This is a genomic window from Nonomuraea sp. AD125B (assembly GCF_041402765.1).
GTDB lineage: Bacteria > Actinomycetota > Actinomycetes > Streptosporangiales > Streptosporangiaceae > Nonomuraea > Nonomuraea bangladeshensis.
This window is the reverse complement of the sequence record NZ_JBGLOU010000002.1, coordinates 604,179-629,372: the sequence shown is the minus strand read 5'-3', so window position 1 is coordinate 629,372 and position 25,194 is coordinate 604,179. Positions and strand designations below refer to the sequence as shown.

The 25,194-nt window shown below is 71.1% G+C and carries 22 protein-coding genes; 7 read left to right on the top strand and 15 right to left on the bottom strand.

Annotated elements, in window-relative coordinates:
* Window positions 1-17 precede the first annotated feature (17 nt).
* The 4 genes from ACBR40_RS07875 to ACBR40_RS07860 all read right to left on the bottom strand — a co-directional run bounded on the left by ACBR40_RS07875 (window position 18) and on the right by ACBR40_RS07860 (window position 4,127).
* Complete coding sequence (locus ACBR40_RS07875; RefSeq protein ID WP_364447610.1) at window positions 18-824, bottom strand: carbohydrate ABC transporter permease; 807 nt, start codon at window positions 822-824, stop codon at window positions 18-20.
* Complete coding sequence (locus ACBR40_RS07870) at window positions 821-1,759, bottom strand: sugar ABC transporter permease (RefSeq protein WP_344207488.1); 939 nt, start codon at window positions 1,757-1,759, stop codon at window positions 821-823. The genes ACBR40_RS07875 and ACBR40_RS07870 overlap by 4 nt, the downstream gene beginning before the upstream one ends.
* Before the next feature lie 4 nt (window positions 1,760-1,763).
* Entirely contained in the window at window positions 1,764-3,032 is a 1,269-nt protein-coding gene (locus ACBR40_RS07865) for an extracellular solute-binding protein (protein ID WP_371248085.1), read from the bottom strand.
* A gap of 66 nt (window positions 3,033-3,098) precedes the next feature.
* The gene (locus ACBR40_RS07860) at window positions 3,099-4,127 is read right to left on the bottom strand and encodes a LacI family DNA-binding transcriptional regulator (protein WP_371248084.1); all 1,029 of its coding nucleotides are present in this window, start codon (window positions 4,125-4,127) and stop codon (window positions 3,099-3,101) included.
* 353 nt (window positions 4,128-4,480) lie between these two features.
* Here ACBR40_RS07860 and ACBR40_RS07855 point away from each other — a divergent pair, with 353 nt between their 5' ends.
* Window positions 4,481-8,092, top strand: coding sequence for a LamG-like jellyroll fold domain-containing protein (locus ACBR40_RS07855; protein ID WP_371248083.1), 3,612 nt, complete (start codon window positions 4,481-4,483; stop codon window positions 8,090-8,092).
* Between the two features lie 58 nt (window positions 8,093-8,150).
* Here ACBR40_RS07855 and ACBR40_RS07850 read toward each other — a convergent pair whose 3' ends face one another.
* From ACBR40_RS07850 to ACBR40_RS07830, 5 genes are all read right to left on the bottom strand, one after another.
* Window positions 8,151-8,501 carry a hypothetical protein gene (locus ACBR40_RS07850; RefSeq protein WP_371248081.1) on the bottom strand — a complete coding sequence of 117 codons (351 nt, stop codon included), beginning with the start codon at window positions 8,499-8,501 and terminating at the stop codon, window positions 8,151-8,153.
* 109 nt (window positions 8,502-8,610) lie between these two features.
* Window positions 8,611-10,020, bottom strand: coding sequence for an alpha/beta hydrolase domain-containing protein (locus tag ACBR40_RS07845; protein WP_371248080.1), 1,410 nt, complete (start codon window positions 10,018-10,020; stop codon window positions 8,611-8,613).
* Between the two features lie 819 nt (window positions 10,021-10,839).
* Window positions 10,840-11,847: a zinc-binding dehydrogenase gene (locus tag ACBR40_RS07840; RefSeq protein ID WP_371248078.1), complete on the bottom strand. Its 1,008-nt coding sequence runs from the start codon at window positions 11,845-11,847 to the stop codon at window positions 10,840-10,842.
* Window positions 11,848-11,982: a hypothetical protein gene (locus ACBR40_RS07835; protein ID WP_364447629.1), complete on the bottom strand. Its 135-nt coding sequence runs from the start codon at window positions 11,980-11,982 to the stop codon at window positions 11,848-11,850.
* 142 nt (window positions 11,983-12,124) lie between these two features.
* Window positions 12,125-12,895: an IclR family transcriptional regulator gene (locus ACBR40_RS07830; RefSeq protein ID WP_371248076.1), complete on the bottom strand. Its 771-nt coding sequence runs from the start codon at window positions 12,893-12,895 to the stop codon at window positions 12,125-12,127.
* Between the two features lie 164 nt (window positions 12,896-13,059).
* Between ACBR40_RS07830 and ACBR40_RS07825 the strand changes: the two genes are divergently transcribed.
* Window positions 13,060-14,769, top strand: a complete 1,710-nt coding sequence (locus tag ACBR40_RS07825) for an IlvD/Edd family dehydratase (RefSeq protein WP_371248075.1) — start codon at window positions 13,060-13,062, stop codon at window positions 14,767-14,769.
* Between the two features lie 10 nt (window positions 14,770-14,779).
* Window positions 14,780-15,457 carry an SDR family NAD(P)-dependent oxidoreductase gene (locus ACBR40_RS07820; RefSeq protein ID WP_371248074.1) on the top strand — a complete coding sequence of 226 codons (678 nt, stop codon included), beginning with the start codon at window positions 14,780-14,782 and terminating at the stop codon, window positions 15,455-15,457.
* Between the two features lie 42 nt (window positions 15,458-15,499).
* On the opposite strand, the gene ACBR40_RS07815 is transcribed toward ACBR40_RS07820, so the two are convergent.
* On the bottom strand, window positions 15,500-15,694 hold the full coding sequence (locus ACBR40_RS07815; protein ID WP_371248073.1) for a hypothetical protein: 195 nt from the start codon (window positions 15,692-15,694) through the stop codon (window positions 15,500-15,502).
* Between ACBR40_RS07815 and ACBR40_RS07810 the strand changes: the two genes are divergently transcribed.
* On the top strand, window positions 15,611-16,888 hold the full coding sequence (locus ACBR40_RS07810; protein WP_371248356.1) for a family 1 glycosylhydrolase: 1,278 nt from the start codon (window positions 15,611-15,613) through the stop codon (window positions 16,886-16,888). The genes ACBR40_RS07815 and ACBR40_RS07810 overlap by 84 nt on opposite strands.
* An 85-nt stretch (window positions 16,889-16,973) precedes the next feature.
* Window positions 16,974-17,219, top strand: a complete 246-nt coding sequence (locus tag ACBR40_RS07805; RefSeq protein ID WP_371248072.1) for a hypothetical protein — start codon at window positions 16,974-16,976, stop codon at window positions 17,217-17,219.
* 365 nt (window positions 17,220-17,584) lie between these two features.
* Here the strand turns inward: ACBR40_RS07805 and ACBR40_RS07800 are convergent, their stop codons facing one another.
* Window positions 17,585-18,286, bottom strand: a complete 702-nt coding sequence (locus tag ACBR40_RS07800) for a DUF998 domain-containing protein (protein ID WP_371248071.1) — start codon at window positions 18,284-18,286, stop codon at window positions 17,585-17,587.
* A gap of 123 nt (window positions 18,287-18,409) precedes the next feature.
* Between ACBR40_RS07800 and ACBR40_RS07795 the strand changes: the two genes are divergently transcribed.
* On the top strand, window positions 18,410-19,015 hold the full coding sequence (locus tag ACBR40_RS07795; protein ID WP_371248070.1) for a TetR/AcrR family transcriptional regulator: 606 nt from the start codon (window positions 18,410-18,412) through the stop codon (window positions 19,013-19,015).
* A 282-nt stretch (window positions 19,016-19,297) separates the two neighbouring features.
* A complete protein-coding gene (locus ACBR40_RS07790; RefSeq protein WP_371248069.1) occupies window positions 19,298-19,642 on the top strand; it encodes a hypothetical protein in 345 nt (114 codons plus the stop codon).
* A 19-nt stretch (window positions 19,643-19,661) separates the two neighbouring features.
* On the opposite strand, the gene ACBR40_RS07785 is transcribed toward ACBR40_RS07790, so the two are convergent.
* From ACBR40_RS07785 to ACBR40_RS07770, 4 genes are all read right to left on the bottom strand, one after another.
* Window positions 19,662-20,456, bottom strand: coding sequence for a class I SAM-dependent methyltransferase (locus tag ACBR40_RS07785; RefSeq protein ID WP_371248068.1), 795 nt, complete (start codon window positions 20,454-20,456; stop codon window positions 19,662-19,664).
* Window positions 20,457-20,630: 174 nt separating this feature from the next.
* The gene (locus ACBR40_RS07780) at window positions 20,631-21,806 is read right to left on the bottom strand and encodes a cytochrome P450 (protein ID WP_371248067.1); all 1,176 of its coding nucleotides are present in this window, start codon (window positions 21,804-21,806) and stop codon (window positions 20,631-20,633) included.
* A gap of 225 nt (window positions 21,807-22,031) precedes the next feature.
* The gene (locus ACBR40_RS07775) at window positions 22,032-24,578 is read right to left on the bottom strand and encodes a hypothetical protein (protein WP_371248066.1); all 2,547 of its coding nucleotides are present in this window, start codon (window positions 24,576-24,578) and stop codon (window positions 22,032-22,034) included.
* A 24-nt stretch (window positions 24,579-24,602) separates the two neighbouring features.
* Complete coding sequence (locus tag ACBR40_RS07770) at window positions 24,603-24,992, bottom strand: hypothetical protein (protein ID WP_371248065.1); 390 nt, start codon at window positions 24,990-24,992, stop codon at window positions 24,603-24,605.
* Between the last annotated feature and the right edge of the window lie 202 nt (window positions 24,993-25,194).

Genomic DNA, 25,194 nt, shown 5'->3' with positions numbered 1-25,194 from the left:
GGTGAGAACCCTTTCTTTCAGTCCTTCACGGCGCCCGCGGTGACCCCGGCGGCGATGTAGCGCTGCGCGAGGACGAGCAGGAACGCCGCCGGAAGCGACGCGATCACGGCGGTCGCCATGATCGAGTTCCATTGCGTGGTGTTGTTGCCGATGTAGCGGAAGATGCCGAGCGTGATCGGGATGACGTCGCTGTTGCGGTTGAGCGTCGAGGCGAAGATGAAGTCCGACCACGCCCACAGGAAGGCGAACAGCGACACGGTGATCACGGAGTTGCGGCTGAGCGGCAGCACGATCGACACGAACGTGCGCCAGGTGCTCGCCCCGTCGATCTGCGCCGCCGCCATGACCTCGGCGGGGATGCCCGCCATGAACGCCCTGAACAGCAGCACCGCGAACGGCACGGCCAGCGTCGAGTCCGCCACGATCAGGCCGGGAACGGTGTTGAGCAGCCCCAGCCTGATGTAGATCGCGTAGAAGCCCATGGCCATGACGACGCCGGGGATCATCTGCGCGACCAGCAGCAGGAAGTCGATCGTCCGCCCGCCGCGCGGGCGCAGCTTGGCCAGGGCGAACCCGGCGGGCAGGGACACCGCGAGCGTGAGCGCGACCGTGCCGAGGCCGATGAAGAGGCTGGTGGCCAGGGCGGGCAGCTGCTGGGAGAACGCGGCGGCGTACCCCTCGAACGTGGGGTCCCACGGGAACCAGTGGGGCGGGTCGGCCCGCATGTCGCTGGTCTTGGTGAGCGAGACGTTGAACATCCAGTAGACGGGAAAGAGCATCACGCCCACCAGGACGACGCCCACGACGGTTCTCCACGCTCTCATGCCGTCTCCTTCTGCAGGCGCACGTGGGCGAGCCCGGCGGCGAAGGCGATGAGGATGAGCAGGTTGCCGACGGCCGCCGCCGGGGAGAAGTCGGGCTGGCCGGTGCCGAACGCCTCACGGTACGACCAGATGGCCAGCGTCGTGGAGGCGTCCGCGGGGCCGCCCCTCGTCATGATCCAGATGATGTCCACGACCTTGAGCGTGTAGATCAGCCCGAGCAGCAGCGTGATCATCGACACCGGCCGCAGCAGCGGGAACGTGATGCGGCGGAACCGCTGCCACGCCCCGGCCCCGTCCAGGCCGGCCGCCTCGTACAGGTCGGCGGGGATGTTCTGCAGCCCGGCGTACAGGATCACCAGGTTGAACGGGACGCCGAGCCAGATGTTGGCGATGGTCACCGCGAGCAGCGAGGTGTCCGGGGAGGTCAGCCAGTTGATCTGCCCGATGCCGAAGGCCCGCAGCGCCGCGTTGACGATGCCGTTCTCGCTGTTGAGCATCCACGACCAGGTGGACGCCGACACGATCAGCGGCAGCAGCCACGGCACGAGGAACATCGCGCGCAGCGCCGCCGAGAGGCGGAAGTTGCGGTGGAAGAAGACCGCGAGCGCCAGCCCGATGGCGTACTGGACGGCGATGGAGCCCAGCGTGAACAGCGCCGTGTTGCCGAGCGCGCTCAGGAACGCGTCGTCGGAGAGGATCCGGAGATAGTTCTCCAGGCCGGTGAACTCCGGGTTCCCCTGGATGAAGGCGCGCGGCGTGTAGTCGTGCACGCTCAGCTCGATGTTGCGGTAGAGCGGATAGGCGTAGAACAGGAGCAGGTAGACGACGAGCGGGGCGAGGAAGGCGGCGGCCGTCCACCGCCGCGCCCGCCCGCGCGAGGGGGCTGCCCGCACGGCTCCCCCCGCCGCGACCGTCCCGGTGCGAAGTGACGTCATGGGATCAGTTGCCGGTGGCCTGCTTCGCCTGGGCCTGCGCCTCCTTGAGCGCGTCGGCGGGGCTCGCCGAGCCGCTCAGCGCCTTCTGCACCCCGGTCCACAGCGCCTCGGAGATCTTCGGGTAGTCGGTGCCGAGGTTGTCACTGGTCCGGCCCTTGGCGCTGCGCACGGCCTCCACCCACGGCTTGAGCGAGGCCTCCTTGGCGAGGATGGCCTCCTGGCCGGCGGCCGTCGAGGGGATGTAGTACGCGAACGTGGTCCCGGTCTCCACCAGGCCCTCGGGCGTCGTCATGCATTCGAGGATCTTCTTGGTGACGGCGTACCTGGCGGTGTCCTTCTGCACGGGGACGGTGATGAACTCGCCGCCCGTGGGGGTGGGGGCGGCGCCGCCGTCCTTGCCGGGGATCTGCACGACGCCGGTCGGGAAGTCCGCCTTCGCGGCGCTGTTGATCTGCCAGGTGCCGTTCTCGGCGAAGGCGAACTCGCCGGTCAGGAACTCCTCCCAGGTGGTGTTCTGCGAGTTGCTGATGACCGAGTTGGGGGCGATGCCGTCCTTGACCCACGAGGTCCACAACGTCAGCGCCTCGACGGCCTGGGGCGAGTCGAGCTGGGTGAGCTGCGCGCCGGTGCCCCAGAACCACGGCAGGAACTGGAAGGAGCCCTCCTCCGTGCCGATGCCCGCGAAGGTGATCGGCTTCTTGCCCGCCGCCTTGACCTTCTTCAGCGCCTCGCCGAACGAGGCCCAGTCCTTGATCGAGGCCGGGTCGACGCCCGCCTCGTCCAGGATCTTCTTGTTGTAGTAGAGGGCGAGGGTGTTCGCGCCGATGGGGATGCCGTACGTCTTGCCGTCCAGCTCGCCGGCGGCGATGAGGTTCTTGTCGAACCTGGAGGTGTCGAGGCCGAAGTCGGCCATCGCGGTGAGCATCCCGGCGTCGGCCAGCGTCGAGACGGCCGGGTTGTCCAGGAGGATGACGTCGGGCGCGTTGCCTTCCTGACCGGCCAGGAGCGCCTGGTTGGTGAGGGCGGTCGTGTCGTAGGCGGTGCGCTGGATGGTGACGCCCGCCTGCCCGGCGCAGGTGTCGACCCGCTTGGCCCAGGCGGAGTTCGCGTCGTGCTGCGGGTACGGGTCCCACCAGGTGTACGCGCCGCTCGTGGCGCCGGCGCCGGCGGAGGAGGAGGCGCCGCTCTGCGGCGGCGTGGAGGCGCAGGCGGCCAGGGCCAGGACGGCGGTTCCGAAGACCGCCGCCCTCGTGGACATCGACGGACGGTTCATCGATTCCTCCAATGTTAACGCTCCCATTGCGAGCGTGCTGTACGTGTGGGGGGTAGGGGGCCGGTGCTAGCGGGAGTGCGGCCTCGGGGGAGCGGTGCTGCCCCGATCGGCCAGTTCGGGCGAGATGAAGCGCACCACGAACGGCTCTTTCCTGGCCGCCGTGGACTCCACGCGGCGCACGAGCTGCCGCACGGCCATGGAGCCGAGGCGGTCGGGCGCGCTCTCGATGAACGAATAGGGCAGGGAGAAGGTCGCGGCGAAGTCGGCGGAGTAACGGCCGATGACCGACAGGTCCTCGGGCACCCGCTGCCCCCGCTGGTAGGTGACCGACGGCAGCGCCGCCGCGGCCGCCTCGTTGTTGATCAGCAGGCCGGTCGCCGCCGGGTAGGCGTCGAGCAGGCTGTTGAGCAGGCGTCCCACGGCGGGTTGCCGGGACTCGCCGTACACGGCGTGCAGGGTGACGCCGAGCTGACGGGCGCGGTCGAGCGCGGCGTCGCGCAGGCGCCACACGTACGCGCCGCCGCGCTCGACCACGTGCTCTGGATGGGAGATCAGGATGAGCTCGCGGTGGCCGAGCCGGTGGAGGTGGTCCACCATCACCCGCCCGGCCTCCTCGAAGTCCAGGTCGAACACGTCGAGCCCCGAGCAGTCGCCGGGCAGCCCGACCAGCGCGCCCGGCTGCGGCGCGGCGCGCAGGATGGGCAGCCTGGCGTCGTCCTGGGCGATGTTCATGAGCACGACGCCGTCGACCATCCGGGAGTCGGTGATGCGCCGCAGCGCCCGCACCCCGTCGGCCTCGGTGACCAGCAGCGTGTCGTAGCCCAGGTCGCGGGCGGTGTTCGTGACGCCCAGGATGTACTGCAACATCGCGGGCGCGAACTCGTCTTCGTGGAACTGGGCGAGCAGACCGAGGACCTTGGTCTGGGCGGTGGCGAGCGCGCGGGCGCCGGCGTTCGGCGTGTACGCGAGCGCCTCGGCGGCGGCCAGCACGCGCCGGCGCACCTCCTCCGAGATGGGCCGCTTGCCCGACAGCGCGTACGACGCCGTGCTGCGGCTCACCCCGGCCTCCCGGGCCACGTCTCCGATCGTCGCCACTCTCACCTCCTGGTGTTGAACCGGTTCGACGATTGCGTTGCACTGCTCCCATGCATCATCGTCCCGAAGTCGCCTTCTTCCTGGAGATGGGCAGGCTCACGTCACACCGACGCCATCCTGCGATCACCGGAGCGAGCGAACCGGTTCAACGATGTGGCTCGACTGTCGCTCCCGTGCGGGCGGGCCGTCAAGACCGCCCACAACCGGCGATACCGAATCGTGACATGTCGGAAACGCCAGAGGATCACCCCATTGACGGGCGCGACGGAGCTACGTAACCTACGCGAAACCCTCGGTTGCGTCGCGCTCTGCTCCCACCGCCTTGTTAGCGCTCACATCTCAGGGACATCGCAATGGCATTCCCGAGCATCACCAGGGCCTTGTGCGCAGGACTCCTCCCGGCGGCACTCACCCTCTCGCTGACCACGGGGATCGCGGCCGCCGCCGCCGCTCCGGCCCCCGTGCTCGTCTACGACTTCGACACCGACGACGTCACCACCGCCTCCATCACCGACTCCTCCGGCAACGGCCTGCACGGCGAGCTGGTCAACGCGGCCACCGCGACACTCGTGGACGGCGCGGCGGGCGGGCACGCACTGAGCCTGCCCGGCGGCGCCCCGACCTCCGGCGGCGCCTACGTCAAGCTGCCGCTGGCCGCCATCAAGGACAGGACCGACCTGACCGTCTCCGCGCGGGTCAAGTGGGACGGCACCACGTCCCCCTGGCAGTGGATCTACGCGCTGGGCAAGGACAACACCCGCTACCTGTTCAGCACCCCGTACAACGGCGACGGGAAGCTGCGCACGGCGCTCACCACGTCGGGCGGCGGCGCGGAGGCGCAGGTCACCGGCTACGCCCCGCTTCCCGCGAACGCCTGGAAGACGCTCACCGTCACCCTCGACACGGCCGCCGGGCGGATCACGACCTACCTCGACGGGGCCGCCGTCGCCTCCGCCCCCACGACCATCACCGCCAAGCAGCTGATCGACGCCTCGACGACGTCCGCCGGGTTCATCGGGCGCTCGTTCTACGCCGACCCGCTGTTCGACGGCGCGATCGACGACTTCCGCGTCTACGGCGCGGCGCTCACGGCCGAGCAGGTGGCCGAGGTGGCGGGCAGCACCCCGCCCACGCCCACCGGCCTCAGCCAGAACGCCTTCGACGTGCGGACCTCCATCGGCGCCGCGCCCGCCCTGCCGCCCGCCGTCCGCGCCGCCTTCTCCGACGGCTACGACCGCGACCTGCCCATCACCTGGCCGGCCGTGGACCCGGCCAAGTACGCCACCGCCGGGACCTTCACCGTCACGGGCACGGCCGGCGGCCGGCCCGTCACCGCCGAGGTCACGGTGATCCGCGAAGGCCAGCTCGTCATCGACCTGGCCAAGGACACCGGCGCCTTCCACGGCGGCGCGTCCGGCACGCTCTACGGCCTGTACGGGCCCGGCGTTCCGACGAACAACCTCATCGAGGGCATGAAGCTGCGCACGGTCTCGACCAAGGCCCAGGACGGCCCGCAGCATCCGGGCGCGGACGCCCTGGAGGTGGTCAAGCCGCTGGCCGACAGCACCGACGGCGACGTGTACATCTACATGACCGACATCCACCGCGGCTTCCCGTACCAGTGGCCGGGCAGCACGCCGGAGGAGAAGCTCGACCTGTTCAAGCAGAAGATCGCCAAGCAGGTGGACCAGGTCCTGCAGCTCGACCCGAAATATCGCGACAACATCGTGTTCGTCCCGTTCAATGAGCCCGAAGGCAACATGTTCGGCACGGGGGAGTGGAGCTACAACCGGGTGAGCTGGCTCACCGACCCCCGGCACTACTTCAAGGCCTGGGACGAGGTCCACGCGCTCATCAAGGGCAAGATGCCCGACGCCCGCATCGCCGGACCCAACACCAGCGTGCTGTACTCCCAGGTCAAGGGCTACCTCCAGCACACCGTCGAAGCCGGCACGCTCCCCGAGGTGATGACCTGGCACGAGCTCAGCCACCCCGAGCAGGTGCGCACCAGCGTCAAGCGCTACCGCGAGATGGAGGCCGAGGTCTTCGCCGGCACCCCCTACGCCGGCAAGAAACTCCCCATCAACATCAACGAGTACGCCTTCAACTACCACACCTCCGTGCCCGGCCAGATGATCCAATGGGTGTCGGCCATCGAGGAGTCCAAGGTGGACGCCGACATCGCCTACTGGAACATCGACGGCAACCTGTCCGACTCCGCCGTCCAGGCCAACCGGGGCAACGGCCAATGGTGGCTGCTGCACGCCTACGGCCAGATGAGCGGCCACACCGTCCAGGTCACGCCGCCCTACCCCGGCAAGAACTACAGCCTCCAGGGCCTCGCCACGCTCGACCCCGCCAAGAAGCAGGCCCGCACCATCTTCGGCGGCGCGAGCGGCCCCGGCCACATCCGCTTCGAGAACGTCCCCGCGAACATCCTCGGCCGCAAGGTCCACGCCTGGATCAGGGAGATCCCGTGGACCGGGCAGATCGGCGACTCCCCGCAGCCCGAGATCGTCGCCGAACGTGACATCACCGTCGAGAACGGAGCCGTCGTCCTCGACCTGCCCGCGCTCGAGGAGTCGTCGGCGTACGAGATCGTCCTGACCCCCGCCGGGACCGGCACCGAGACGGCCTCGGCGCCGCACCTGTGGGAGCGGTCGTACGAGGCCGAGGACGCCAAGTACACCGGCAGCGGCTACACCCGCAACGGACCCGAAGGCTCACCGTCGGACGTGTCGAAGTTCTACACCTCCGGCCGCTACGACGTCGGCGGCCTGCGCACCGGCTCCGACGGCGTCCTCGACTTCACCGTCGAAGTGCCGCAGACCGGCCGCTACGACCTGAGCGTCTTCGCCAACTCCCTCAACACCTACGACCTGGTACGCGAACAGGGACCCACCAACGTCTTCGTCCGCGTGGACGGGGGAGCGGAGCAGGAGCTCCACCTGCCCCTCGGCTACAAGTGGGTCGTGTGGGACCACGCCGACACCACCGTGCAGCTCACGGCGGGCACCCACGTCATCTCCCTGGCCGCGCGCAGCCTCGACGGCTCCAAGACCACCAAGGGCGACGCCATCGTCGACCGCATCCACCTCTCACTGCCGAACCCGGCCGCGGCCACCTCACGCTACGAGGCCGAACTGGCCGAACTCCGCGGAGCACGAGCGGCCTACGACGTCAAGGGCACCGGAATCTCCGGCTCCGGCGCGGCGACGGCCTCCAAAGGCCAGTCGGTGACCTTCTGGGTCTACTCCGCCCAGGACACCGCGGCCGTCCTCGACCTCAAGCTGTTCGGATCCGGCAAGGCGAAGATGACCGTCAACGGCCTGGAGGTGCTGGACGACGCCCGGCGCGGCGACTCCACCGCGACCGTGTCACTGTCCGGCGGCGTCAACAAGGTCACCGTCACCGGCCGCTCGGCCACCACGATCATCGACCGCCTCGACGTCCGCCCCGCCCCCGACGCGCTCCCGGCCACCGTCTACGAGGCGGAATCGGCCCAGCTCGCCGGCACGGCCACCGCCAAGCCGCTCACCCTCGCCGGCGGCAAGTCCGCCGTCACCGGAATCGGCGGCACCCCGGGCAACGCCAACACCCTGACCTTCACCGTCCGGGCCGAGACCCCCGGCACGTACGCCATGCGCGTGCGCTACTCCAACCCCGAGCAGTCACCCGCCACGCACTACAACCCCGACCCGCTCGCCCGGCACGCCGACATCACCGTGAACGGCGCCGCCCCGCAGCGCGTCCTGTTCCCCCACACCTTCCACGAGAACAACTTCTGGGAGCTCACCGTGCCGGTGACCCTGAAGAAGGGAGACAACACGGTCCGGTTCTCCAGCCAGGAGCTGCCGAACTTCGACGGCACGACGTACGCGTCGCAGACGTTCCCCGGAGTGCTCCTGCGCTCCCAGTACGCACCGGTGATCGACAGGATCACGGTGGCGCGCTACAACCGCTGACCCACGAATTCGCCGCCCGTGCCTGCGACCAGGCACGGGCGGCGACCCGCTCCTGCGGTCAGCTCCAGACGACGCCGTCGAGAAAGGACTCAACGGCCGTCGTCACCAGACCGAGCACCTCCGCGGATCTACGCAACGGCCCCGGCACCTTCATACCATGATCGGCGCCGTCGACCTCCAGGACGTGCGGCGTCAACTCCCGCGCCAGCCCGCCATCCCAGAACTCGTCCGCGGTGCCGCCGACGAGCAGGAACGGCTGGGCAGCCCGACGCAACGGCCCCACACATGCGGGCATCGTGAGCAACGGCGTCAGCCAGACGCCCGGCAAGCCGCGATCGGCGGCCACGGCGGCGGCGTACGAGCCGAGCGACTTGCCGATCAACAGCGGCGCTGCCAGCTTCTCCAGCACCGGCGTCACCTGCTCGCAGACCCAGGAATGCCGCTCCACCAGGGGCCGGCCCTCCGGCGGTGTCCACGAGATCAGTTCCAGACGGGCGCCACGGCCGGACTCGGAGCCGTCAGGGGATCGGGGTGGCGCCGGCCCGCGCGACGGCCTCGGCGTGATCGGCGGGCAGGAGGTGGCCGGCGGCGAGGGCCCGGTCGGCGGCCCGGGTGAAGGCGGTGACATAGTCCTGCCGCGTGGGATAGAGCTGGAGCAACCGGGCACCGCTCAACGGGGTGGTGGAACCGAGCAGCAGGCACGCGCCCGTGATCTCGCCGCCGCTGTTGGTCGGGCCGTAGACGGCCAGCGGCGCGTCCAGGTCGGGCAGCCGCACGCCGCCCAGCGCGTTGCCGTCACCGTCGCGCCGGATGCTGCCGAGCAGCAGGCTGATCTGCGGCCCCGCGGGCGGCGCGCCCAGCCCGCGCACCCACCGGTCGAGGTGGTGGTAGGCGGCGTTGGACGCGTACCGCCAGGTCATGGCGTTGACCGGCCGGTCACAGGAGATGGGACGCCCGTCGTTGATGGCGCGGTCGCGCGCGTTCTGGGCGTTGTACTGGGCCAGCCCGTACGCGTCGGCGTGCGCGGTCCCGGCGACCTCCCACGTCCGGATCCGGGCGCCGTCGGGCTGGCGGGCGTCGGCGAACGTCCTGACGTCGGTCTCGGACTCCACCTGGAAGACGGGGACGGCGGTGTCGGCGCGGATCCGGGCGGTGAGGGGCAGGGCGATGACCCCGTCCCCGATGGGCGCGGCGCCGGCGCCCCGTCCGTGGACGAGGAACCCGTCATAGGCGGGGATGATCGGCTGGATCGCGTTGGCGAAGGTGGCCAGGCGTCCGGCGGACTGCGAATGGCCCGCGGCCAGGACCTTCACCGGCGCGCCCGTCCCCAGCAGCGCCTGCCCGTGCGCCCGCACCGCCTCGGCGGCCTGCGCGAAGATCGAGTACGACAACGCGTCCGAGGCCAGCGAGACCTGCCCGTAGCGGACGGGGTCGAGACTCCTGAGCTTGTCGGCGCCGACCTTCTGCGCGGTGACGCCGACGTAGGCGTACCCGGCGCGGGTGAACAGCTCGTGCGACTGCGACCACTCCACGCCGATGTCCACCCCGAAGCTGACGTTCAGCCACTCCACGACCACGGTGCCGTTGAACCTGGCCGGGTCAGTCGGCCGCTCGACCAGCAGTCGGGTGGTGTACGCCTGGACGACGCCGCTGCGGCGGGCACCCCACTGGCCGTTGGTGTACCAGGTGCCGGTCTTCTGGAAGATGTCGGCGCTGCCGCTCATCAGGAACTCGCGCTCCTCGTACCCGCGGGCGGCGAGGTCGGCCACGGTGGCCCCGACGATCCTGCCCTGGCCCGCACCGGCCGGGATCTCGGCGACGCCGGCCGCCGCCGCGTCCGCCCGCGCCGGGGCGGCGGGCAGCAGGACGACCACCGCCCCCAAGATGGCCACGGCCCGCGAGAGGCCGTGACGAAATCGCTCGAACATGCTGGATCTCCTCCTTGGAGGGCGGCGACGGGAAACAGACGCCAGTTTCCACTGGAGGCCGCTCCCGGGCATCGGGGAAATCACCAGTCACAGCGGGGTGTCGAAGCGTTGGTTGTGGCCTGCCGCGAACATCAGCCCGGACTGGAGGAGCAGATCCGGCCGTCGATTGCGCCCGTGTGCGGCTCGCGTGCCCAGGTCATGAGGCGCAGCTGGCCGGCGCGCAGGGCATTTGCAGGTATGACGAAATTGATCTCACACCAGACAGAATTCGCCTTCTGTCCGATATGAATAGCTTTGCACTTTCACTTGCGAGAGTGCTCAGGCGATTCGTGATCTTGATGCTACTGGAGACGTCGACAATAGAGTCGGCGGGTTTCGTGCGAGCTTTTCTTCTTGTCCAGACAGGCTTTTACTGGGGCAGGCTGTAGCCAGACGGTGGACTGGCATTCCTGGATGCCGTGAAGTTGTCCCTCCGACGCCTCTTTGACACGGTCGCAGCTTCAATCGGCGTGCTTGATAACGGCTCTTATGTCAAGTAGTGAAACTCCCCTGCGCCGCCCCCAGCAGACGCCGCCCCCAGCAGACGCGGCTGCCACTGGAGCGCCCGTCTCCGCGCGGTCAAAGCGCCCGGGCATTGGGGAACATGGCGCACCCGGGGTTCCCCGAGCTGCACTGCGTGCTCTCGGCGGAGGCGACCGCCGAAGATCATCCCGCTCATGCATATCGAGCGGCGGCGGGTGGCGAGATCCGGTCCGCTCCCCCGCCCAGGCACCTGGCTCCGGCCGGATCCTGCTACGGCGTCACGTCCGGCCGCTCCCGTCACGGAGCCACCAGGAACTTCGGGCCTGGCCCCACGCGGTCCGGGAGGTGTCCGCTCAGCACGGCGGCCACCTCCTCCAGGGCGATCGTCGCTGCGACCAGCGGGCGCGGATCGACCGAGCCGTCCGCGTACGCGGCGATGGCGCCCGGCAGTCCCGCGGACGCGCCGAGGATGCCGATCGTGGTGACGTCTTTCAGGACGATGTCGCGGGTGTCGACCGTGCTAGGCGTTCCGGCCAGGCCGATGTAGACGACACGCCCGGCCGGTTCGACCAGGTTCAGGGCGAGCGCGGGCAGTGCCGGGGAGTTGGAGGCGTCGATGACCGCGTCCCACGGCAGGGCCGGCAGCGTGTCACGGGTCCAGACTCCGTCGAAGCCGAAGGAGGCGGCCAGGTGCAACTGTGCGGGGTCGTGGCCCATCAGGTGCACCCGGGCTCCGGCGGCGCGGGCGAAGAGGGCGGCCAGCATCCCGATGGCGCCGGTGCCGAGGATCAGCAGCCGCTCGCCGGGGGCCGGCGCGGCGGCGTTGACGCTGCGCAGCGCGTTCCCGCCGGGTTCGACGAGGGCGCCAAGGGTGGCGTCCATCGTGTCCGGCAGGGCGTGCAGGGACGTGACCGGGACGGCGAGCTGTTCGGCCAGCGCTCCGGGCAGCCCGTCGCGGATGCCGAGCTCGTGCCGGTCGGGGCACACATGATGCCGGCCGCTCAGGCAACGGCGGCACCGGCCGCAGCCGATCATCGTGTCGCCGGTCACCCGCCGCCCGATCCAGGCCGCGTCCACGCCCTCGCCGGTGGAGGAGACGACGCCGGCCCACTCGTGACCTGGCCGGAGCGGGTAGGAGGAGGCGCCTGTGTGCAGGTAGCTCATTTCCCCGGTGAACAGTTCGACGTCCGTGCCGCACACGCCGACCCGTTCCACGTCCACGATGACCTGTCCGGCGGCGGCGACCGGCGCGGGAACGTCCTGGACCTCGACCTTGCCGGGGCCGGTCAGCACGAGGGCGCGCATCTACCGGGCTCCGGCGACGTGCTGACGCTGCGTGCGCTCGCCGAGGTCGGGGGTGAGGTCGGGGACGTCGATGGAGGGGGTGTCGTCCACGCGGACGACCGGCTTCTCGGCGCCGGGCGCGCCAATGGGCATCATGTGCAAGGGGGGTTCTCCGTAGATCAGTGAGAATTCGCGGTGAGCAGGCGACCGTCGAGAGGACCTGGCCGGGCCAGATCCTGGTTGGGTGGAAGGGGCGGTGACGAGGACCTCCTGGCGCGACGGTCGTCCGTGGTGCCCTTCACGAGGGGTCCTCTCCGTTGACGATCGCGCGGATGCCGGGCAGGTCGTCGATGAGCGTCCGCAGCGGGGTCCGGTAGGCCAGGCCGGTGACGCTGACCGCGCCGCTCGGCACGCTGGGAGAGGTGAGGAACGCCGCGACCGCGACGCAGTGGACCCCCGGCTCGTTCTCCTGATCGTCGACGGCGTAGCCCTGCTCGCGAACGCGTACCAGCTCGGCGTGCAGTTCCTCCGCCGTGGCGATGGAGCGTTCCGTCGGGCGTTCCAGCTCACGATCGCCCACCCAGGCGCGGACGGCGTCCGCGTCGGGCAGGGCATGGGCCAGCAGCACCTTGCCCACCCCGGTGCAGTGCGCCGGATTGCGGCCTCCGACCACGGAGGTCAGCCGGATGGCTCCGGACGGCGGGTCGAGCTTGGAGCGGTAGACGACCGAGGGGCCGTCCAGCACCGCGTAGTGCACCGTTTCGCCGTGGCGCTCGCAGAGCGCCCGCAGGATCGGGGTGACCCGGACGTGATCGGGCCGTGCCTCGTGGTGGGCGAAGGCCACCCGCAGGAACTCGTCTCCCAGCAGGTAGCGGCCGTGGCCGTGCTGGGTGGCGAAACCGGCGCGGCGAAGCGCCGCCAGCGCTCGATGCACGGTCGCTTTGGGGCTTGCCACGGAGCGCGCCATCTCCTCCAGCCCGATCCCGTCGGGGTGCCGGGTCAGTTCGGCCAGCACCGCGAGGACGCGGTCGGAGCCCACGAGTTTGTGCTCGTCTTCCGTGTCGCTCATTTTCCGGATAGTAGACCATCATTCCGAAGAGTTGAAGTTTCTCCTAGGATGGACTTCCCGCCGTTGCGGAGTTCCACTAGCCTCACGAACGGCTGCCCGACTTATACGTATGTGCAGCGCGACTGCCCTCCCCGCCCTCGTCACCGGAAAGCGTGGTTGTCTTCATGGCCTGGAGCCGCAGCGGTCAGTGGTACGCAGGCAGCGACCGCAACGCCTACATCCATCGGGCGTGGATGCGGCGCGGGCTGCCGTCCGGCGCGTTCGACGGCCGGCCGCACATCGCGATCGCCAACACCGCCTCCGACCTCACCCCCTGCAACATGCACCTGAACGAGGTCGCCGAGCACGTCAAGCACGGCGTGTGGGAGGCGGGCGGCGTGCCGCTGAACCTGCCGGTGGTGTCGCTCGGCGAGACGAACGTCCGCCCCACCGCGATGCTCTGGCGCAACATGGCGGCGATGGCGATCGAGGAGATGTTGCGCGCCAACCCGATCGACGGCGTGGTGCTGCTCGGCGGCTGCGACAAGACGATCCCCGCGCTGCTCATGGCCGCATCTTCGGTGGATCTGCCCGCCGTGGTGGTGCCCGGCGGGCCGATGCTCACCGGCACCTTCCGGGGCGTCCCGCTCGGGTGCGGCACCGACGTGTGGCGGCTCAGCGAGGAGGTACGCGCCGGGACGCTGTCGGAGGCCGACTTCCTCCGCTCGGAGTCGTCGATGATCCGCAGCAAGGGTCACTGCAACACGATGGGCACCGCCTCCACCATGGGCCTGCTGGCCGAGGTGCTCGGCATGACGCTGCCCGGCCTGGCGGGGACTCCCGCCCCCGACAGCCGCCTGCTCGAAGGCGCCCACGAGACCGGCCGCCTCGTCGTCGAGATGATCGCCGACGGGCGCCGCCCCTCGCACGTCATGACGCGCGGCTCGTTCCTCAACGCCATCGTCGCGCTGGCCGCCCTCGGCGGCTCCACCAACGCCGTCGTCCACCTGCTCGCCATCGCCGGACGGCTCGGCGTCGACCTGACCCAGGACGACTTCGACCGCACCGGCTCCGGCGTCCCCCTCCTCGCCGACCTGCAGCCTGCCGGCCGGCACCTCATGGACGACCTCTACCGGGCCGGCGGCCTGCACGCGGTCCTGAACGAGGTGCGTGACCTGCTCGACCCGGCCGCGATCACCGTCACCGGACGCCCCCTGGTCGAGGCGCTGGGCGACGCGAAGGTGCACGACCGCGAGGTGATCCGCTCCCGGCGGCAGCCGCTGCAACAGGATGCCGGAATCGCCGTCCTGTACGGCAACCTCGCCCCTGACGGCGCGGTCATCAAGCCCGCCGCCGCCTCACCTCACCTGCTCCAGCACCGCGGCCCGGCCGTCGTGTTCGACTCCGTCGAGGATCTGCACGCCCGCATCGACGACCTCGACGTCACGCCCGACGCGGTGCTCGTCCTGCGCGGCTGCGGCCCCAAGGGCTATCCCGGCATGCCCGAGGTGTCCAACCTGCCGCTGCCGCCCAAGCTGCTCGCCCAGGGCGTACGCGACATGGTCCGCATCTGCGACGGCCGCATGAGCGGCACCGCCTACGGCACCGTCATCCTGCACGTCGCCCCCGAAGCCGCCGCCGGCGGGCCGCTCGGCCTCGTCCGCACCGGCGACATGATCATCCTCGACGTCGAGAACCGGCGCCTCGACATCGACCTCCCGGCCGACGAACTCGCCGCCCGGCAGCCTTCCCCGGAGATGACCCGGGCGTTCGCCCGCCCGGAGCGGGGCTGGCAGCGCCTCTACGTCGAGACCGTCCAGCAGGCCAACACCGGCGCGGACCTCGACTTCCTCATCGGCTCCAGCGGCGACGCCGTACCCCGCGAATCCCACTGAAAGGACCCCCATGTCCCGCACCGCCCTCATCACCGGCGGCGTCAGCGGCCTGGGCAAGGCCGCCGCCATCCGCCTCGAAGCCGACGGTGTCGACGTCATCACCCTCGACGTCGCCGACGGCGCCGACCTCGTCGTGGACGTCGCCGACCCGGCAGCCGTCCAGGCCGCCGCCGACGAGATCGGCCCCGTCGACATCCTCGTCAACTCCGCCGGCATCGTCGGCCCCAACGCACCCCTGTGGGAGATCCCCCTCGACGGCTGGCAGCGCACCTTCGGTGTCAACGTCAACGGCACCTTCCACACCTGCCGCGCCTTCGTCCCCGGCATGCGCGAGCGCGGCTGGGGCCGTATCGTCAACCTCGCCAGCATGGCGGGCAAGGACGGCAACCCCAACATGGCCCCCTACTCCGCCAGCAAGGCCGCCGTCATCGCCCTGACGAAGTCGCTCGGCAAGGAGCTGGCCACCAGCGGCGTGCTGGTCAACGCCATCGCCCCCGCCGTGATCGAGACCCCGATGAACGCCGACACCGCCCCCGAGGCTCTGGCCCATATCACCAGCCTCATTCCCATGCGCCGCGTCGGCAGGCCCGAGGAGGTCGCCGAGCTCATCGCCTGGCTGGCTTCCGACAAGGTCAGCTTCTCCACCGGCGCCGTCTACGACATCAGCGGCGGCCGGGCCACCTACTGACGGGCGGCGGAGCCCGGGACCCCGCCACGCGTCGATGCCGGATCAGCCAGTGGCCGAGTTGAGCGCGGCCAGGTAGCCGCGCAGGAGGACCCGGCGGAGGCGTTCGCCCGCCGCGTCGGCGGCGAGCCCGGCGTCGCCACCGCCGACGACGACCTGCGCATCACCTACACCCGCGAAGCCCTCACCGGCCTGGGCGAGGCCATCGCCGACGGCACCGACGTGCTGGGCTACCTGCACTGGACCCTGCTCGACAACTGGGAATGGCACGCCGGCCACGCCATGACGTTCGGCCTGGCCAGCGAGGATCGCGAGACCTTCGAACGCACGCACCCCCAAACTGGGAAAGAGTGGCCGCCACCGACGGAGCCTGCCTGGACACCGATGAAGGGGTCCGAGGTCGCTGATACGATTAAGTCCCGCGCAGGCGAGACGAGGGAGGCTCGGTTGGCCAGAGCACGGCGGGTCACGTCGGTCGACGTGGCCAGGGAGGCCGGAGTCTCGCAGGCCACGGTCAGTTACGTGCTCAACAACGTGCCACATCAGAAGATCGCCGAGGAGACCCGGCAACGGATCCACGCGGCCGTCGAGAAGCTCGGCTACACCCCCTCGGCCGCGGCCAGGACCCTGCGGCTGGGCCGCAGCGACATCGTGCTGCTGCTCGTCGCGAACATCCCGCTGGGCTCCACGGCCGTCGAGCTGATCGAGCACCTCACCGCCGACCTGGAACGGCACGGCCTCAGCGTCATCACCCGCATCGGGAGCGGACGGACCGTCGCCTCGCTGTGGAAGGACCTGGCGCCGGCCGCCGTGGTCACCTTCGCCCCCGTGACCAAGGAGAACCGCGCGGACATGCGCGCCGCGGGCACCTACGTGGTCAACGCCTGGGGCGACAGCGAGGGCCAGCCGAACGTGATGACTCGAGGACAGACCCGCATCGGGCGGATGCAGGCCGATCATCTGATCTCGCGGGGGCACGTCCGGGTGGGGTACGCCGCTCCGGCCGATCCCCGCGTGCGCGCCTTCTACGATCCGCGGCTGGCGGGCGTCCGGCAGGGCTGCGCCGATCACGGCCTGCCGCCGCCGTCGGTGCGGGAGGTCCCGCTGGACACGGAAGCCGCGAGTACGGCGGCACGGGCCTGGCGGGCGGAAGGCGTCACCGCCGTGTGCGCCTTCAACGACGAGGTCGCCGTCGCCCTGCTGGCGGGCGTACGGGCCGCCGGCCTGTCGGCCCCCGCGGACCTGGCCGTCATCGGGGTGGACGACATCCCCATGGCCCGCTTCGCCGAGCCGCCCTTGACCACCATCGACCAGCACATGGAAGCCGTCGCCGCCGAACTCGCCGACGCCGTGCTCAAGGGCCCGGAACGACCGGACGCCCGCCGCTCCGCCCCGCCGGACAACGCGACCTTGGTGGTCCGCCGGTCCACCTGAACGAGCTGAACCGCATCGGGCGCCGCAAGCCCTTCGTGATCGGCGCCTCGGCGCTGTTCGCCGTCTCCATGCTGGTGCCGCTGCTGTGGCCGCAGGCCGCTACCTGGCCGTGGACCGGGCCCTGCTGATCGACGTGCTGCCCGGCAAGCAGGCCGCCGGCCGCGACCTGGGGCTGGGCAGCATGAGCTTCAGCTTCGGCCAGGCCATCAGTCCCGTCGTCGCCGGCCAGCTCATCGCCCTGACCGGCGGGTACGGCGTGGTCCGGCTGCTCTCCCTGCTGACCGCGGTCGCGGCCGCCGCGGCCGTCATGCCCGTGAAGAAGGTCAGGTGAACGACGGCCTGCTCAGCCGTGCCTGGCCCCTGAGTTCTCAGCAGGAGCGCCAGGGCCCAGGGGGCCGGCGAGGTTGGCCGCGAAGACGGCGTCCGCGGTCCGCTGGTTCTCCTCGGATGTTCAGTTGTGCGGGGAGTTGACGGAGGGCCACCGCGGTCAGGACGCTCCGGCAGTGCGAGAAGGAGGGCGTCGAGGTCCGCGGCGGTGGTCACCCAATCGGGCGGACGGCGGAGGCGGGGGGTGTGCGTGCTGGGCTGACGTCGAACAGGTAGGGAGTTTGGCCATCAGCAGGGGCCATGCGGTGCCGGTCCCCGGTGAGGATTGCGCCGGGCGCGCTCGGGCTCAACCAGCTGCTACCGGCCGGCTCAGTCAGTCGCCGAGGGGCGGGACCACGCATACCGGAGCGAAACTCCCGCACAGGTGAGACCGATCAGGAACGGATGGACGGCGCCGCGTTCGATGAGGCCGACGAGGACGTTGGCCCCGGAGATGATGTCGGCGAAGTACGCCACCATCGAGACCAGGCCGATCACGCCGACCGTGACCAGCGTTCGCCCGAGTCTCGGGGAAAGTCCGATGCGCCGGTGCATGCTCCCGAGCACGATGGCCAGGACGTTGCCGCCGATGAACCCTGCCAGGGCGCCCAGGGAGTGGAAGTCACCGGTGCCGTCGTTCATCGCCTCGCCGGATCCGGGGAACAAGCCCAGCAGGACGCCGCCGGCGGCCAGCAGCGTCGCGGGCGCGAGCGCCGCCCAGCGGTGCCGGCCGCGCAGTCCGCGCAGCGCGGCCACACCGGCCAGGATGGTGAGCCCGAACAGGAAGAAGCCGGTGTTCATCACCCATGCCAGCGGTGAGTACATGTACTGCCCGAACAGCGTCGAGGGCCCGTGGACTCCGAGATTGCTGATGAAGTGGTACGTGTAGCTGTAGGGCGGATCCGTCCAGGCCGCCGCGGCGATGAACTCGGCGAGCAGAAAGATCATCGGCCCGGCGAGGAGTAATGCTCCCGCGGTGCGGCGCTGCGCAGGCCGGCACGCGTTGACGTCGCTGGTCATGGTCATGGTCATGGTCCTTCCTGGTGTCGGCGCTGGGTGCGTCAGCCGCCGATATGACTTCACTCACTCACTTACTACACCGAGACTACTTTTATCGTCAATGTAGTTGGAGTCCGGAACTAGTAGGATCTGGCCATGGTTGACGGAACGGCCGTGGGACGGCGTGAACGCAAGAAGGCGGCGACACGGGCGGCGATCCTGGACGCGGCGACAGCGCTCTTCCTCGAACGCGGCTTCGACGGGGTCAGCGTCCGCGAGATCGCCGACAAGGCGGACGTCTCCCCCAAGACGGTCTTCACGCACTTCCCGCAGAAGGAGGCCCTGGTCTTCAGCGACGAGGACGAACGGCACGAGCGCCTGGTGGCCGCGGTGAGCGGCCGCGCGCCGGGAACCACGATCTCCGACGCGCTGAAGGCGCACTACCTCTCCGAGATCGCCGCGATGAGGTCCGGCCCCCAACGCCAGATCCTCACCCTCATGGAGGAGACACCGGCCCTCCTCGACTACGCGGAGAAGATGTGGTTCCGCCACGAGGGCACCCTGGTCGCCGCGATCACCGAGGAGTTCGGACTCACGGAGCCGAACGACGAGATCCGCTTCTACGTCCGTTTCGCCCTGCAGATCCAGCTCAGCGCCACCCACGAGGCAGATCCGGAATCCACCATCGACGCGGGGTTCCGCCTCCTCGACGAGGGCTGGGCGCGCTACCAGGAGGCCCGGGACGGGAGCGCTTCCGGGTGAAAGGCTCGCGATCGGCAGCCTCGCCGAGGCGGACGAAGGCCCCAGTCGCGGTGGCCACTTGTCCGGCAGTGGCACTGTTCCCGAGCGCCGTCACATACTCAGAATGAAAAGGGCTCACAGCAGCGAAATTTCGATGAATGGTTGCACGAGCCCGAGAATTTGGTCACGGGCGCGGATTGTCTGAGGCCGACTCCATGGCAAGCTATTTCGACGAGGAGAACTCGCCATCATGGTTGTCGCCGCAGCACGTGAAGACGGCTGACGGTTCAAGAGAGGAGCAGGGTGAGTTTCGACTTGGCCTTCTGGCGGCAGGATTCGCCAGCTGACCAGGAGGAAGCGGCCCAGGTCTACGACAAACTGGCCGACGGGCTCGAGGGCGTCGTTGAGGAGAGTCCCGCGATCGAAGCCTTCTATCAGGCCGTGATCTCCATGTTCCCGGATTTGGCCGAGGACAATATGCACGAGTCTCCATGGGCTTCCCCCATGTACGTGACCCAAGAGTGTGTTGTCGTCGCCATCTCCTGGTCTCACGCGGCTGAAGTTTCGTCGATCTTGCTCGACCTAGCTGCCGAGCAAGGGCTGACCGCGTATGACCCACAAGATCAAGTGGTTCACGGGACCAGGTGAGAGGGAGCGCGCGCTTTTGTCAGGACGCGCCCTCCTGTGTGCAGCTGTGCGCGACCGAGACGACGTACAGGATGCGGTCGTGGGCGTCCTCGTCGGGCGGGTTGCGCAGTGAGGTGCCCACCAGTCCGTGTGCGGCCAGTACGCGCAGCCCCGCTGCCTCCGCCGTTCGGCGGAGCGTGCGGTCGGAGTAGTGGTGCTGTACGTGTCGCATCGACAGCCGGTTCCAGGTCGTGCCGTCGCGTTCGAAGAGGTCGAACTGGGTGACCACCGTCGCGTCCGGCTCGATCGGTGCGGAGAGCGCGAACCAGGTGACGTACCGGTCCCCGCGGTCGGCCACCATCGGGGCGGCGAAAGTGCGCCGGTAGTAACCGATGGTGTTGAGGTCGAACAGGAGCAGTCCGCCGTCGGCGAGCTGGCCGCGCGCGGCAGCCAGTGCCCGGTGCAGGTCGTCGGTGCTGGTCAGGTACGTCATCGGGACGTCCACGCAGGCCACCACGTCGAAGCCGGTGAGGCCGGGCGGGGGTTGCTGCAGGCTGCCCACCAGGAACCGTGTCCCGTCCGCGCCGGGCCGGTGCCGCGCCTGCTCCACCATCGCCGGGGACAGGTCGTAGCCGGTCACGTCGAAGCCGCGCTCGCGGAAGGCGAGGCTGCTGCGGCCGGTGCCGCAGCCGGCGTCCAGGAGGCGCCGCCCGCCGGAGCCGTAGCGCTCCGCGGCCTCCACGAAGCGGTCCACCAGGGCCGCGGTGTCCATGCGGGCGTTGAGCTCGTCGTACCGGTGGGCGACGCCCTCGTACGCCGCCAGCGTCTCGTCCACGAGCGCCTCCCCACGGTCGCGTCGGAGGCCGCGCCGGGCGAGCGAGCGCCCGGCGCGGCCGGCGAACAGGACTTACCAGATGAACCACGCCTGCCGGTTGATCCGGCGGCCGGTGACGCGACGCAGCAGCTTCTTCACAGAGTTCACCTCCTTCCGACGGGCGTGCGCTGGTGGTCAGGTCCGGTACGGGGTCCGTCGCAGCTCGAAGCCGGGAGGGGTGATGATGCCGGCGACGTGGGGACGGCCGAGGCCGCCGCGTACCTGGAGCCGGGCGCCGGCGGTGAGGGCGGCGAGCAGGCCGGCGGCCAGCGAGTGGGCCACGGCGGCTCCGGCGCAGGTGAACGCGCCGCCGCCGAAGGGCAGGTACGGGCCCCGGGGTTCGTGGCCGTCCCAGCGGCCGGGCCGGTAGCGGGCCGCGTCCGGCCAGTGCCGTTCGTCCCGGTGCAGCAGGTACGGGCAGACGGACACGCTCTCCCCCGGCTCCAGCGGCACGCCGCCGATCTCGTGGGCGCGCAGCACGGGACGGCCCAGCAGCCACGCCACCGGCCACAGCCGCAGCGACTCCCGTACGGCCGACTCCGGCGACACGGCCGCCAGGTCGACGCCGTGGGCGGTCGACTCCAGCAGCGCCCAGGCGACCACGTGCGCCACGGGCGCGACCGAGGTCCGGAACAGCAGCAGGTACACCTGGGCGATCTGGCCGGGCGGCGTGCCGGGCGGCGCGGCCCCCAGTACGGCGTCCAGCAGATCACCCGGCGGGCCAGGGGCGGCGCGGCGGGCGGTGGCCTCGGCGGCCAGGGCTCGCACGGCGCGCGTCCATAACGCCGCCCGCCGGAGCCGGGGCAGTCGCCCGGCCGGGCGGATCAGCACGTCGCGGCGTACCACCAGCGCCATGAGGCGACGCAGGTCGGGCGGGCTGTCCGGGCGCAGCAGCGCCTCGGACAGGACCCGGTGCACGGCCGCGTGGCCGGCGGCGGGCCAGACGCTGGTCTCCCCCAGCTCGGCCACCACGGCGGTCAGCCGCTCGGGGTGTGCGGCGAGGTGGGCGCGGAGGGTGGCGCGGGCGGCTCGGCCGATGGCGACCTGCGCGGCGCGCGGTTCCAGCCGTCCGCCGCGTACGTGGAAGAAGTCGGAGATCTCGTCGTAGTTGCCGTCCTGGTCGTGGAGGACCCGCAGGGCCTCCGCCGGGTCGGCCACGCACAGCGACCCGTCGTCAGGCAGCCGGAACACCGGCCCGTGGGCGGCGAAGGCGTGCTCGACGAACCCCAGAGGGTCGCGGCGGTACCAGCCCGCCGGTGGACGCCCGTTTTCGGGCGCGGACCGGCCTTGCGTGTTCCCGATCGCCGTCATTCAACCTGCCCTGTGCCATCCGTGCCCACCATGAGCAGAGCTGCGTCGGCCTGTCACGTACGTACGTGGATCAGTGGATCAGTGGATCAGTGGCGAGGACGACGTCTAACCAGGAGTGGCCGCAGCTTATAGCGGCGGCCCGGTTCTCCTGGTCAACGAGGGGCGGACGGGACGGGTGGGGCGAATTTTCACATGATTGTTTACAGGTTGTCAGAACAGCGCCGATCAGTTCCTGCGCAGTGTCTGGGACATCCACCGGCCGGGGTCGTGCGGGTCCTCCGCCCGCACCAGCAGGCTGTCGCCGTCCTCGCTGAGCGTGAAGGTGGCCGCGCCCCACTCGAACGCGCAATCCTGCCCGCCCGAGCCGTAGATCCAGCGGATCTCGCCCTCGTAGACCGGCGACCGCCCGGACAGGTGCACCTCCGGGCCGCCGGAGGGGTAGGTGCAGCCGCTGTTCGGCTCCACCCAGTCGGGCCCGGACCGGGTGCCCTCCCAGGTGCCGCCGCCCACGTCACGGAAGTTCAGGTATCCGCCCCAGCCGCCGGACAGGTCCGGGGGCGGCTTCGGCGTGACGGTCAGCTCCCTCGTCGCGAAGCGGTCGGCGGCGCGGCCCGTGACGGTCAGGCGGTACACGCCCGTGTCGGCGGGCGCCGTGCCACGCAGCGTCACCGTGCCGCTGCCGCCGGCGGCGGCCGTGGCGACGGTGGTGTCGCCGAGAGTGAGCCGTACGGTCTCGCCCGCGTCGAAGCCGGCCGCGACCACCTCCAGCGCCGTCCCGGCCACCACGGACGACGGCGCGCGGTCGAACCGGATCCGGGGCGCGGGCCGCTCGCGCACGGTGAGCGTGGCGGTGCCGCGCCTGCCGGGGTCCCTCCCCTGGGCCGTGAGCGTGTACCGCCCGGCCGGGAGGTCGCCGTGGACGGCGTCGGGCAGCGTCGCGCGGCCTCTGGCGTCGGCGGTCCGGGCGCCGAGGTCGCCGCCGCCACCCGGTCCGGTCCACGAGAACGTGATCCGTTCGCCGGGCTCGAAGCCGCTCGCGCGCGCGTCGGCCGAGCCGCCGCTGACGATGTCGTCGTCCGAGAGGGTCAGCCCGGGAGTCCCCGCGGGCGGGGTGACGGGGTCGCGGCGCTGGTCCCGCGTGGTGTCCTGCCCGGAGTCCTCGTGGGCGGGGTCGCGGTCCTGGCCGGGCGGGTCGCTGCGGACCGCGCGGGTCGGCGGGTCGCCGGCGACCTGGGGTTGCGGCTCGGCCGAGACGGCCGTGGCCGGCGTGTCGGCGACGCTGGGGTTGGCGAGGCGGAGGCCGACGAAGGCGGCCGCCGTCACCGCCACGGCGGTGGCGGCCGCGATGACCGCCGTCTGAGCGCTGAGCAGGGGCCCGCCCTTGCCCAGGAACGCGAACAGGCCCGTGGCGCCGAGCCCGCCCAGGTGGAGCCCCAGGAGCAGGCCGAGGGCACGCTTGCGTGCCTTATCCGCGTCCTGGAAGTAGGCCACGTCCTCGGCCGCGCCGGCGTTCGTCGCGGCCGTCAGCCCGAGGGAGATGACGTGGCCCCATGCGCCCCAGCGCAGGCAGCGGCCGAGCAGGGGAGCCGCGGCCCGCGCCAGGGCGCGCGCCGGGTCGTGCGCCTCCTCGCGCACCGCCGCCCGCAGCACGGTGACGATGACGGCGGCGCTCGCCGCCACCTCGGCGCGGGGGGCCGTCCTGACCCAGGCGGCGAGCCGGGTGGCGTAGCCGGCGGCGTCGTGGCGGGCGCGCGGCGCGGGCGCGCCGTCCGGCAGGCGGTGGCCGGGCCCCGCGGGTTCGGCCAGCCGCAGCCGCCGCAGCTCGGCGAGCGCCGCCTCCGCCTCGTCCGGGGAGGGCAGGGCGGCCAGCGCGGCCAGCGCCGGCGTGGCGACCGGCACCCCGGGCAGCGCGGCCAGCGCGCGAAGCGCCGCCGACGCGTCGCCGTCCAGGGACGCAACCAGGGCGCGGGCGGCGGTGTCCGGATCGGCCGCCACGGACAGCACCCCGGAGGCCCGCATCAGGGCGGCCGCCTGCAGGAGCGTGCGCGGATGGCCGTTCGCCGCCCGGCACAGCTCGCGTACGGCGTCGGCCTCCTCCCCCGTCATGGCGCCGTCCGGGCCGGCCGCCTCCTCCGTGACCAGGGCGACCGCGTCGGCCTCTGCCAGGCCGCCGAGCGGCAGGACGTACCCCTCCGCGCCCAGGAGCCGCCGGGTCGAGGCGAGGAGCAGGCCGACGCCGGGGGTGGCGTCGAGCAGCCGCTCCAGCGACTCGGCCGAGCCCTCGTAGTCGTCGATCACGACGAGCGCCCGTACTCTGCCCATGAGCCGGCGCAGCCGTTCGGGCGGCGGCAGGTAGCCGGGGCTGTCGTAGCAGGCCTCGAACAGCTCCTGGACGATGTCCTCGGTCTCCAGCCCGGCGGCCGACAGGCAGACGACGTCCTCGCCGGCGTCGGCCGCGTCGCGCGCGACACGGCTCAGCACCGCCGTCTTGCCGATGCCCGGCGGCCCGTGGACCAGCACGGGCGCGCCGCGCTCGGCGAGCAGGTCGCGGATGCGGGTCAGCTCGCGGTCGCGGCCGACGAGGTCCGCGGCGCCTCGCGGCAGCCAGCGCGGGTCGGGGTGCTCCCGCCGGCGCACCGGCACCGGGCCGCCCTCGCGCGCGGCGATGATCGTACGTTCCTCGGTGTAGTGGACGGTGTTGTGGTCACCGATGAACACGGCTCCGTTGTTGTCGCCGCCGAAGCTCACGTGACCGGTGTCGCGCGCTGCCACTTCTCCTCGCCTTCCACCGGCACGTCAGGGGCGGACGTTGCCGGTGTTGTGGTCACCGATCATCACGTTGCCGTTGTTGTGGCCGCCGAAGCGCACCTGCGCCGCCCCCGTGGCGCCGCCCTGGAGCTCGCGGAGCAGGGCCGCGATCTCGCCCGCCTGTTCCGGCCGGCTCGTCAGCAGCTCGACGATGCGTCCCTGCCAGTGGCCCGCCAGGACGGACGCGGGGATCGTGTCGCCGCGCAGCGCCTGGCTGGAGCGTTCCAGCGCCGCCTCCTCGGCGGGCACCCGCTGCGGATCGCCGCCGCCCAGAACGCGGGCGATCCTGGTGCGCGCGGCCGTCCAGCCGTCGGCGACCATCGCCTGTACGACGGCCTCGGCCACGACCCCGGCGAGGGTCAGCACCTCGATGTCCATGGTTACCCGCTTTCTCCGCGCTTTCCTCAATGGCATTTGTCTGCTTTAGGCGACATTTCCGTAAATGGCTCTCGAAAGGCTCGCGACCTCGCCGGAAACCACGTACGCCACCCTCGCCCATATCTCCTCATGCCAGAATTCAATAACGCCTCCGGCGACGGATGGAGCGGCCGCCAATTACCCGTACAACTCCGTACACCGC

Coding starts and splice junctions, on each gene's coding strand:
- ACBR40_RS07875 (WP_364447610.1), bottom strand. CDS start 824: ATGAGAGCGTGGAGAACCGTCGTGGGCGTCGTCCTGGTGGGCGTGATG.
- ACBR40_RS07870 (WP_344207488.1), bottom strand. CDS start 1,759: ATGACGTCACTTCGCACCGGGACGGTCGCGGCGGGGGGAGCCGTGCGG.
- ACBR40_RS07865 (WP_371248085.1), bottom strand. CDS start 3,032: ATGAACCGTCCGTCGATGTCCACGAGGGCGGCGGTCTTCGGAACCGCC.
- ACBR40_RS07855 (WP_371248083.1), top strand. CDS start 4,481: ATGGCATTCCCGAGCATCACCAGGGCCTTGTGCGCAGGACTCCTCCCG.
- ACBR40_RS07845 (WP_371248080.1), bottom strand. CDS start 10,020: ATGTTCGAGCGATTTCGTCACGGCCTCTCGCGGGCCGTGGCCATCTTG.
- ACBR40_RS07840 (WP_371248078.1), bottom strand. CDS start 11,847: ATGCGCGCCCTCGTGCTGACCGGCCCCGGCAAGGTCGAGGTCCAGGAC.
- ACBR40_RS07835 (WP_364447629.1), bottom strand. CDS start 11,982: ATGATGCCCATTGGCGCGCCCGGCGCCGAGAAGCCGGTCGTCCGCGTG.
- ACBR40_RS07830 (WP_371248076.1), bottom strand. CDS start 12,895: ATGAGCGACACGGAAGACGAGCACAAACTCGTGGGCTCCGACCGCGTC.
- ACBR40_RS07825 (WP_371248075.1), top strand. CDS start 13,060: ATGGCCTGGAGCCGCAGCGGTCAGTGGTACGCAGGCAGCGACCGCAAC.
- ACBR40_RS07820 (WP_371248074.1), top strand. CDS start 14,780: ATGTCCCGCACCGCCCTCATCACCGGCGGCGTCAGCGGCCTGGGCAAG.
- ACBR40_RS07800 (WP_371248071.1), bottom strand. CDS start 18,286: ATGACCATGACCATGACCAGCGACGTCAACGCGTGCCGGCCTGCGCAG.
- ACBR40_RS07795 (WP_371248070.1), top strand. CDS start 18,410: ATGGTTGACGGAACGGCCGTGGGACGGCGTGAACGCAAGAAGGCGGCG.
- ACBR40_RS07780 (WP_371248067.1), bottom strand. CDS start 21,806: ATGACGGCGATCGGGAACACGCAAGGCCGGTCCGCGCCCGAAAACGGG.
- ACBR40_RS07770 (WP_371248065.1), bottom strand. CDS start 24,992: ATGGACATCGAGGTGCTGACCCTCGCCGGGGTCGTGGCCGAGGCCGTC.